The 7,583-nt window shown below is 68.6% G+C and carries 11 protein-coding genes and 2 tRNA genes; 12 read left to right on the top strand and 1 reads right to left on the bottom strand.

The window, feature by feature from the left end:
- The 3 genes from dnaG to QWJ41_RS20450 all read left to right on the top strand — a co-directional run.
- Window positions 1–553, top strand: a 553-nt coding sequence (gene dnaG, locus QWJ41_RS20460; protein ID WP_500684575.1) for a DNA primase, incomplete at its 5' end; no start/stop codon positions are given.
- Entirely contained in the window at window positions 550–1,056 is a 507-nt protein-coding gene (locus QWJ41_RS20455; protein WP_302710315.1) for a hypothetical protein, read from the top strand. The genes dnaG and QWJ41_RS20455, both read left to right, overlap by 4 nt.
- Before the next feature lie 55 nt (window positions 1,057–1,111).
- Window positions 1,112–1,184, top strand: a tRNA-Asn gene (locus tag QWJ41_RS20450).
- A 68-nt stretch (window positions 1,185–1,252) separates the two neighbouring features.
- Here the strand turns inward: QWJ41_RS20450 and QWJ41_RS20445 are convergent.
- The gene (locus QWJ41_RS20445; RefSeq protein ID WP_302710314.1) at window positions 1,253–2,023 is read right to left on the bottom strand and encodes a PIG-L deacetylase family protein; all 771 of its coding nucleotides are present in this window, start codon (window positions 2,021–2,023) and stop codon (window positions 1,253–1,255) included.
- 65 nt (window positions 2,024–2,088) lie between these two features.
- Here QWJ41_RS20445 and QWJ41_RS20440 point away from each other — a divergent pair, with 65 nt between their 5' ends.
- The 9 genes from QWJ41_RS20440 (at window position 2,089) to QWJ41_RS20400 (ending at window position 7,376) form a co-directional block, all read left to right on the top strand.
- A complete protein-coding gene (locus QWJ41_RS20440; RefSeq protein WP_302710313.1) occupies window positions 2,089–2,973 on the top strand; it encodes a mechanosensitive ion channel family protein in 885 nt (294 codons plus the stop codon).
- A 38-nt stretch (window positions 2,974–3,011) separates the two neighbouring features.
- Window positions 3,012–3,088, top strand: a tRNA-Ile gene (locus QWJ41_RS20435).
- 317 nt (window positions 3,089–3,405) lie between these two features.
- Window positions 3,406–3,615, top strand: coding sequence for a helix-turn-helix transcriptional regulator (locus QWJ41_RS20430; protein WP_302710312.1), 210 nt, complete (start codon window positions 3,406–3,408; stop codon window positions 3,613–3,615).
- A gap of 453 nt (window positions 3,616–4,068) precedes the next feature.
- The gene (locus tag QWJ41_RS20425) at window positions 4,069–4,239 is read left to right on the top strand and encodes a hypothetical protein (protein WP_302710311.1); all 171 of its coding nucleotides are present in this window, start codon (window positions 4,069–4,071) and stop codon (window positions 4,237–4,239) included.
- Complete coding sequence (locus tag QWJ41_RS20420) at window positions 4,236–4,574, top strand: hypothetical protein (protein ID WP_302710310.1); 339 nt, start codon at window positions 4,236–4,238, stop codon at window positions 4,572–4,574. Before QWJ41_RS20425 ends, QWJ41_RS20420 begins: the two co-directional genes overlap by 4 nt.
- Window positions 4,571–5,071 carry a hypothetical protein gene (locus QWJ41_RS20415; protein WP_302710309.1) on the top strand — a complete coding sequence of 167 codons (501 nt, stop codon included), beginning with the start codon at window positions 4,571–4,573 and terminating at the stop codon, window positions 5,069–5,071. The genes QWJ41_RS20420 and QWJ41_RS20415 overlap by 4 nt, the downstream gene beginning before the upstream one ends.
- Window positions 5,068–5,358, top strand: a complete 291-nt coding sequence (locus QWJ41_RS20410) for a hypothetical protein (RefSeq protein ID WP_302710308.1) — start codon at window positions 5,068–5,070, stop codon at window positions 5,356–5,358. The genes QWJ41_RS20415 and QWJ41_RS20410 overlap by 4 nt, the downstream gene beginning before the upstream one ends.
- Complete coding sequence (locus QWJ41_RS20405) at window positions 5,355–6,002, top strand: toprim domain-containing protein (protein ID WP_302710306.1); 648 nt, start codon at window positions 5,355–5,357, stop codon at window positions 6,000–6,002. The genes QWJ41_RS20410 and QWJ41_RS20405 overlap by 4 nt, the downstream gene beginning before the upstream one ends.
- A gap of 258 nt (window positions 6,003–6,260) precedes the next feature.
- Window positions 6,261–7,376 (top strand): AAA family ATPase, encoded by a 1,116-nt coding sequence (locus QWJ41_RS20400; protein ID WP_302710305.1) that lies wholly within the window; start codon window positions 6,261–6,263, stop codon window positions 7,374–7,376.
- Window positions 7,377–7,583: the final 207 nt, after the last annotated feature.

The raw sequence follows: 7,583 nt of genomic DNA, 5'->3' as shown, positions 1-7,583 counted from the left end.
GCGGCGCGACTCCGTGAGCACCACCGGCGCCGGGGGCGCGGGGGAGGAGCCGGCTCCGGCGCGCCGGGCGCTGCCCGACCTGCGCGACCCGCGCTTCGAGCTCGAGCGCGAGACCCTCAAGCTCGTCGTGCAGCACCCGATGGCCATCGGCCGCAGCACCGCCGACATCGGCCCCGACGACTTCACCCACCCGACCTACCGCGGCGTGTGGGCCGTCGTGGCCGCGGCCGGTGGGCCGTCGGCGGGGGCCGGCGACCCGGGCTGGGCCGGCCGGCTGCGCGACGCCACCACCGACCCCGACGTGCTGGCCGCCGTCTCGATGCTGGCCGTCGAGCCGCTGCTGACCGACAAGGAGCCCGATGCGGCGTACGTCGGCCACCACGTGCTGCGCCTGCTCGAGCTGACCGCCGCCCGGCGGATCACCGAGGTGAAGTCGCGGCTGCAGCGCACCAACCCCGTCGACGAGCCGGAGTCCTACAACCGGATGTTCGGTGAGCTCGCGGCCCTCGAGCAGCACCGCCGTGCGCTGCGCGACCGGGTGGTGGGCGCATGAGGTTCTCGCTGCCCGGCTCCGGACGACCCGACCTCGACGTCGCGCCGGGTGAGCGGCTGCTGGCCTGGGCGCAGGCCGACGAGACCGTGGTCGGTGGCACCCGCGACGCGCTCTACCTCTCCGTGCACGGTGGACCGGTGCGCCGGCTGCCGTGGGAGCAGGTCGAGGCGGCCGACTGGGACGCCGAGACCGAGACGCTGCGGGTCAGCGAGGTCGGCACCTGGGGCGAGCAGCGGGTCGAGCACCACCTCGTGCTCCCCGAGTCGCGCCGGCTGCTCGAGCTCGTGCGCGAGCGGGTCACGGCCAGCATGGTCTACCAGCACCAGGTGCGGGTCGGCCCGCGCCAGGGCCTGCGGGTGGTCGCTCGCCGGGCGCCCTCGGGACGCGAGCCGCTGCGCTGGTTCTTCGAGTACGACGAGGGCGTGGACCCCGACGACCCGGCCGTCCGCGAGGCTGCCCAGGAGGCGCTCACGGCGGCTCGGCAGCAGGTCGAGGGCCGCTAGGGACCTCGATTTCTCGTGCCACGAGCGCCTTGCTACTGTGTGCGCGCTGCACCGATCCCCTGTAGCTCAACTGGCAGAGCATTCGACTGTTAATCGGAGGGTTGTTGGTTCGAGTCCAACCGGGGGAGCAGAGGCAGGAGGGCCCGCACGCGACATCGTCGCGGCGGGCCCTTCGGCGTTCCTGCTGGGTGGGGGACTACTCGCCCCAGCCCATCGGGAAGACCTCGAACGGCGCGGCCATCGCAGTGCCGAGCCGCTGACCGGCGGCGCGGGCGCCCCCCTCGAGGAACTCGGCGGCGTCGAAGTCCTTCCAACCCAGCCCGTCGATGTAGGCGCGGTGCGCCTCGAGCGAGGCGACGCCGGCCCGGAAGGTCTCGGTGGTGTCGACCGCGTGCGTGGCCTGCGGCGACCCGAAGGCCCATACCTCCCGCACGCCGCCCCACGGCTCGAGCGTCCCGACCGAGCGCTCCCCGGTCAGCTGCTCGGGGAAGACCCAGCGGTTGCCCGCGTCACGCACCGCGTCGACCACGGCCCGGCCCACGGCGATGTGGTCGGCCTGGTTGAGGTTGCGACCGCCCCAGGTCTCGCGGAAGTTGCCGGTGAGCACGACGTCGGGACGGTGTCGCCGCACGACCTCGGCGATCACGCGGCGCAGCGGCACGCCGTACTCGAGGATGCCATCGGGCAGCCCGAGGAACTCCACGGTGTCGACCCCCACCACCCGGGCGCTGTCGACCTGCTCCTGCTCGCGCAACGGGCGCACCTCGTCGGGGTGCAGGCCGTCGATGCCGGCCTCGCCGCTGGTGACCATGCAGTAGGCCACCTCCTTGCCCTGCCCGGTCCAGCGGGCCACCGCGGCAGCGGCGCCGAACTCCAGGTCGTCGGGGTGCGCGACCACGCACAGCAGCCGCTGCCAGGTCTCGTCGAGGGGCTCGAGGGGCTGAGGTGTCTCCGGCTGTGTCGACATGCTCCCGAGCGTGGCACGCCGTACGCCGCCGCGCACCCCCCACGCACGCGGCTACGCTGCCGCGCATGGGACCCAAGGCCGCCGACCTGCTCGACTCGCTCGTCAGCGCCGGGCCGCGGGTGCTCCTCGCGCTGGGCGTCGTGGTCGTCGGCTACCTGGTGTCGCGCGCTCTGCGCTGGGTGCTGCACCGGCTGCTGGCGCCCCGGCACACCCCCAGCTTCGCGGCCGTGATGAGCAAGCTCGCCGGCTGGGTGCTGCTCTCGGTGGCCGTGATGGCCGCGATCGTGGTCGTCTTCCCCTCGGTCGAGCCGGTCAACATGCTCGCCGGTCTGGGCTTCTTCTCGGTGGCGGCGGGCTTCGCGTTCCAGGACATCCTCGAGAACCTGCTCTCCGGGCTGCTCCTGGTGCTGCGCCAGCCCTTCAGGTCCGGCGACCAGATCACCGTGGGCGAGGTCTCGGGGACCGTCCAGGCGATCACCATCCGGGAGACCCGGCTCAAGACGTTCGACGGTCAGCTCGTGCTGGTCCCCAACCGCGACGTCTACAAGGCGGTCATCACGGTGAGCACGCACTTCGCGAGCCGTCGGATCTCGGTCGTCGTGGGCATCGCCTACGAGAACGACCCCGCGGAGGCCTGCCGGGTCATCCGCACCGCGCTGGGCGAGGGACTGCCCCGCCTGGACGACACCCCCGCGCCGGAGGCAGTGGTCACCCAGCTCGGTGTCTCCACCGTCGACATCGAGGCGCGGTTCTGGTGCGGGCCCGACCAGCACGACGTGGTGCTGGCGGTGGATGCGGCGACCCGTGCGGTCAAGGCGGCGCTGGAGGAGGCGGAGATCGAGATGCCTGCCGACATCGTCGTCCTCCAGGCCACGCCGAGCCTGCGCGCCGCCATCTCGGGGGAGGCCGAGGTGACGCCCGGGGGCGGTGTGCGCGCCCGACCCGCCTAGTGGTCGGACGGAATCGGCTGGCTAGGGTACGTCGGCGAGGGGCGGTAGCTCAGTCGGTCAGAGCAGAGGACTCATAATCCTTGGGTCGTGGGTTCGAGCCCCACCCGCCCCACCAACGAAACACACTTCGACCAGTGGAAACGCGCGTTGCTGCTTCCCGGATTGCCCCGGCGGGGGCTCCTAGAGGGCTCCCGGAAGCCGCGTCGCATTCGGGCGTTCTAAGTCGCATGGCAGCGGCAAATGGCTGCATGGGTGTACGGTTCATCTCACAACTGCATCGGCTCCCCAGGAGTCACCTCCGGCTGCGTGAAGGGCTGGGCCCCGGAGGTTAGAAGTCCCCGCTCAATGTCTCCCATGGCATCCACCGATCAACGTCGGGTGGGTGCCATTTTTCGTTCCTGGCACTTCCCGGCCCTCACCAGAGGAAACGCCATGAGCACGAACAACCCGCAGGGCCGCGCAGACGGGTACGTCGAGGTCGCAACGATCGCCGCATACCTGAACTGCAGCGACAGAACTGTCAGGCGAATGCTCGCCCAGGGGCTAAGGCACGTGAAATTCGGCGCCGGTCAGCAAGCAGCCGTCCGCATCGCTTGGGCGGACCTGGAGTCCTGGCTGAATGAGCACGCGGTGGAGCGCTGATGGCGACCATCAGCCACATCAGGGTGGCCCGGCTAAACCCGGCCATCGCTCGCGAATGCGAGCGCGGCCACGAGGCTCCCGGTGAGGGACATCCCTACGGGGCTCCGGCCCGGGTAGTGGTCGACCCCTACACGCGACGCAAGAACATCTGCCTGGCCTGCCACATGGCAAAGGCTCTCGGCACGGGTGAGTGCCTCTGCTGAGCCCGACCTGACATCCGCGATCGAACCGGCATGCATTCACAGGGCCGGGGCAACAGGCGCGCCCTCATGCAAGTCCGGCGGGGCCCATGCGGGGGACCGGGATATTGCTCGTCGGGCCACGAATTCGCGCGCTTTCAAGACATTCAGAACTGACCGCGACGGAGGTATTCCGGTGATGCCGCCGTCGCGGAGAACGAGGCTTAGTCCGAGTCCTAGCCCGAGTTCGGGCATCGAAGAGAGGAGGGGTCTGATGGCCGCGCCAACCTTGATCTACCCGGTCCATTGGCCGTTGCGCATTACCGCCGACATGGCGACGCAGGTTCGGCTCGCGGCCGCCACAGACGGCGTAGCCCGCGAGGTGTGGCTCCGGGAAGCCGTTCAGCAGCGACTCGACCGCGAGCGCAAGGGGAAACGGCGATGACCGACATGTCCGGACGGTATGGCCTGCACGGCGGCTCACCCCGCGAGCGCCGCCGTCAGATGGATGCAGACGACGCCGCCATGCGTGCGGCTGACGAACAATCCCTACAGGAATGGAGAAGGACAATGGCAAAGACGGTTATGTCCACGCCGCACGGGCCTGTCAAGCGGCCCCCCACGACGACCAGGGCCGACGAGGGCCTGGACACGCTCGGCGAACTGCTCGGCGACGTGGCCGCCGCGATCCGTGAGGCCGCCCAACGCGAACAGGTCATCAACTCTGCCGGAGGCGTGGACAGCGCACGCTTCCCCTCGGTCCGTGGAGATGTGCGATGAGCACCAACTTTGAGGACTTCCGCGAACTCTCGTTTGCAGACCCAGATGCGGCCCGCGAGTGGATAGACGACAACGCGAGCCTGACGCCCGCCCAGCGCCGACGTGTGGAGGCGTGGGTGAAGGAATGGGAGAGCGAACTCGGCCAGGCGCACGTAGGACGGCTGGACAAGCACTCCGACGCGATCCGTGAGGAATACGACAGCCTCATCGAGGCCATGGACGTTGATCTTCGTGAAGCGGCGCAGATTCCGACACTGCTCAAGAAGGGCCGACTTACATCTGAAGAAGCGACGAGCCGTCTGGCGCACTTGGCGCGCAATCGCGAGTCGTACCGCAAGATTCTCGCTTCGGTGCAGGACCACGTGCAGCGATGGGAATTAAGCAGCGAAGCGTCCCCGGCTGAGCACGTCCGCCACGAACGCGAGCGGTTCTCCAACGTCCCGCGCTACGGCACGCGGTCTCTCACCGCCGCGATTCTGCGGGGTGACTCGCGATGACCGTCGAACCGAACGAGCCTGGCATGTTCAGCCACCCTCTGTCTGCCGGTGACTTCGTGCAGGTCCACCTGACCGGCGACCCGACTATGGGCCATCAGGGCTACGTCGTCGAAGCAGATGACACTTTCATCGTCATCCATGCGCACAAATGGATAGGTCTCGCACACCCGGACGACGCCCCGAACTGCATAGATCACCCGGTGATGTACCCGATGGCATCGGTTGCCTTCGTGGCCCAGGTCAGGAGCAGGCCGGTCGGCTGTCCCTGCGAGGAGGCCGTGTCGTGAGCGGCCTGGTGGGTGACTACATCTACACGGACGAGCTTGGCCGCCCGGTGCTGCGCAAACTGCGTTCTGAGCCCAAGCGCTTCAAGATGGCGGCAGCGCTCCATCGGCACGATCGTCTGTATTGGAAGTCCGGGCCGAGATGCGTTGAGCGCTACCAGGCTGACTGGGCCATGAAGGCGATGCTCAACCTGCCGTGCCTGCTCGACGCCCTGCGCCGAGGCGAGCCCGTCTTCCTGACCGAGGGCGAGCGGGATTGCCAGACGCTCTCTAGCTTGCAGAAGGTCGCCGTTACGACCAACTGGCAGGGCGCGGGCGAGTTCACCAGGCAGCAGGCCGGATGGTTCGTGTATGGCGGGGGCCGATCGCAGGTCACGATCTTCCTCGACCGCGACGACGCCGGGCACTGGGCGGCATGGCAGCGCTACAGCCTGCTAACTGAGGTGGGGGTGGCGCCAGAGCGGATCACGATGCTTCGACCAGCCGCGACTCGGCACAAAGATCTGACCGATGTGGCGCAAGAGGGCCTGCTACCGGATGCGTTCCGTCGCGTGTCCCCGAGGCTCGCCCGACACCGGGCAGAGGCGTACGGGGCCGTTCGCGCAGCGCGCTACGCGTTCGAGTGGACGCCGGAGGTCGTGTCATGAGCCCGGTCGTAGCGGTGTACGCGGTCGTCTGGGGTTCCGCCACAGCCGTGTGGTCGGTGGTGGCGTGGCAGGAATTCACCTCCCGCTCCACCCGTCCCCACCGGCCCCGGACGGCGCGGGAGAACGCCTGACGGACATGAAGAGAGGCCTCGTGGGTCGACAGTTCACGAGGCCTCTCCGTAATCAAGGAGTTGCTATGAAGCCTACGACTGCGGCGGCGCGTGCCGTTGCTCGAAGCCGCGGCGGGCGGTGGGCCGCATGACAGATCAGGACACCCGCACCAATTGGACCAAGCAGATCGACCTGAGCGAGGCGTTGAAGGGTGCCCCGCCCCCGTCCCCGATGGTCGGGCGGTGGAGCGACAGCGTCGACGGCACGACCGTCCATCGAGCCTTGTTCTATCCGAACGAGGTGCACAGCGTCGGCGGCGAGCCGGAGGCGATGAAGTCGTGGCTGCTGCTTCTTGCCTCGGCACAAGAGATCAACGCCGGTTCCCATGTGCTGTACCTGGACATGGAGGCCAACGACAGGTCCATCGTCGATCGGTTGCGGCTGCTCGGGGCGAGCAAGATGAGGATCAAGAAGTCCTTTCACTACTTCCGTCCCGACGAGCGCATCACCGAGGCCGACCAAGCGTGGTTCGGCAAGCTCGTCCGTCGTCACGAGCCCACGCTGGTCGTCCTCGACGGGGTGACGGAGGCGTACTCGCTGCACGGCCTCAGCATCAACGCCGCCGAAGACGCGGCCACCTGGTTTCGGGACTTTTCTCGACGCTTTCAGGTCACTCCGTCAGAGGACTACGACGGCCCGGCCATCGTCGAACTCGATCACGTCGTGAAGTCCCGCGACGAGCGCAACGGGTGGGCCATCGGCACGCAGCACAAGAAGGCCGGCATCAAGGGCGCCATGTACATCGTCGAGTCGGTCGCGCAGTTCGGCAAGGGCAAGCACGGCCGGTCCCGGTTGCTGCTCGGCAAGGACAGTCCCGGCGGCGTCGATTGGGTGCCGTTCAAGCGGCAGCGCTACGTCGGCGACCTGCATTGCGTCGCGACCGACGACGGCGTGGACGCATGGATCGAGTCACCCGACATCGACGTCACCGCTCCCGACGGCCCAGAACTGCCCTTGGTCGAGACGTACGAGTTCCGCTTGCTGATGCAGCAGGTGTCCGCGTTCGTTGCAGCGAATCCGGGCTGCTCGAAGCGCCGCGCGCGCGACGGGGTGATCGGCACCAACGAGCGCATCGCCTCCGCGTTGGAGGCGCTAGTGGCGGAGGGCTACGTCGCTAACGAGGGCACCGGCAACCGGAGCAAGTACGTGTCTGTCAAGGACTTCACCGCGATGAAGGTCGTCCCGGGCGGTGGTGGTGGTTAGTGAAGCGGTTCGGCGGTTCGGGAGCGGTTCGGCGAACCGATAGCGAACCGGCCGACCGAAGCGGTTCGGCGGTTCGGCGCCCCGTAGGGGACCGAACCGATCGAACCGGTCGAAAGCGGTTCGGGCCGCGTGGGTGTCGAGGAAAAGGAGAAGTGCAATGACGGACGAAGTGAACGCGGCCGAGGGCGCGCCGACTGCAAAGAACAG

The organism is Nocardioides cremeus (genome assembly GCF_030518195.1).
GTDB lineage: Bacteria > Actinomycetota > Actinomycetes > Propionibacteriales > Nocardioidaceae > Nocardioides > Nocardioides cremeus.
The sequence above is the reverse complement of the archived record's forward strand: the minus strand, read 5'-3'. Positions and strand labels throughout refer to the sequence as shown.

Bases quoted from the DNA above. Each gene is read 5' to 3' on its own strand.
- QWJ41_RS20455 (WP_302710315.1), top strand. From the start codon at position 550: ATGAGGTTCTCGCTGCCCGGCTCCGGACGACCCGACCTCGACGTCGCG.
- QWJ41_RS20445 (WP_302710314.1), bottom strand. From the start codon at position 2,023: ATGTCGACACAGCCGGAGACACCTCAGCCCCTCGAGCCCCTCGACGAG.
- QWJ41_RS20440 (WP_302710313.1), top strand. From the start codon at position 2,089: ATGGGACCCAAGGCCGCCGACCTGCTCGACTCGCTCGTCAGCGCCGGG.
- QWJ41_RS20430 (WP_302710312.1), top strand. From the start codon at position 3,406: ATGAGCACGAACAACCCGCAGGGCCGCGCAGACGGGTACGTCGAGGTC.
- QWJ41_RS20425 (WP_302710311.1), top strand. From the start codon at position 4,069: ATGGCCGCGCCAACCTTGATCTACCCGGTCCATTGGCCGTTGCGCATT.
- QWJ41_RS20420 (WP_302710310.1), top strand. From the start codon at position 4,236: ATGACCGACATGTCCGGACGGTATGGCCTGCACGGCGGCTCACCCCGC.
- QWJ41_RS20415 (WP_302710309.1), top strand. From the start codon at position 4,571: ATGAGCACCAACTTTGAGGACTTCCGCGAACTCTCGTTTGCAGACCCA.
- QWJ41_RS20410 (WP_302710308.1), top strand. From the start codon at position 5,068: ATGACCGTCGAACCGAACGAGCCTGGCATGTTCAGCCACCCTCTGTCT.
- QWJ41_RS20400 (WP_302710305.1), top strand. From the start codon at position 6,261: ATGACAGATCAGGACACCCGCACCAATTGGACCAAGCAGATCGACCTG.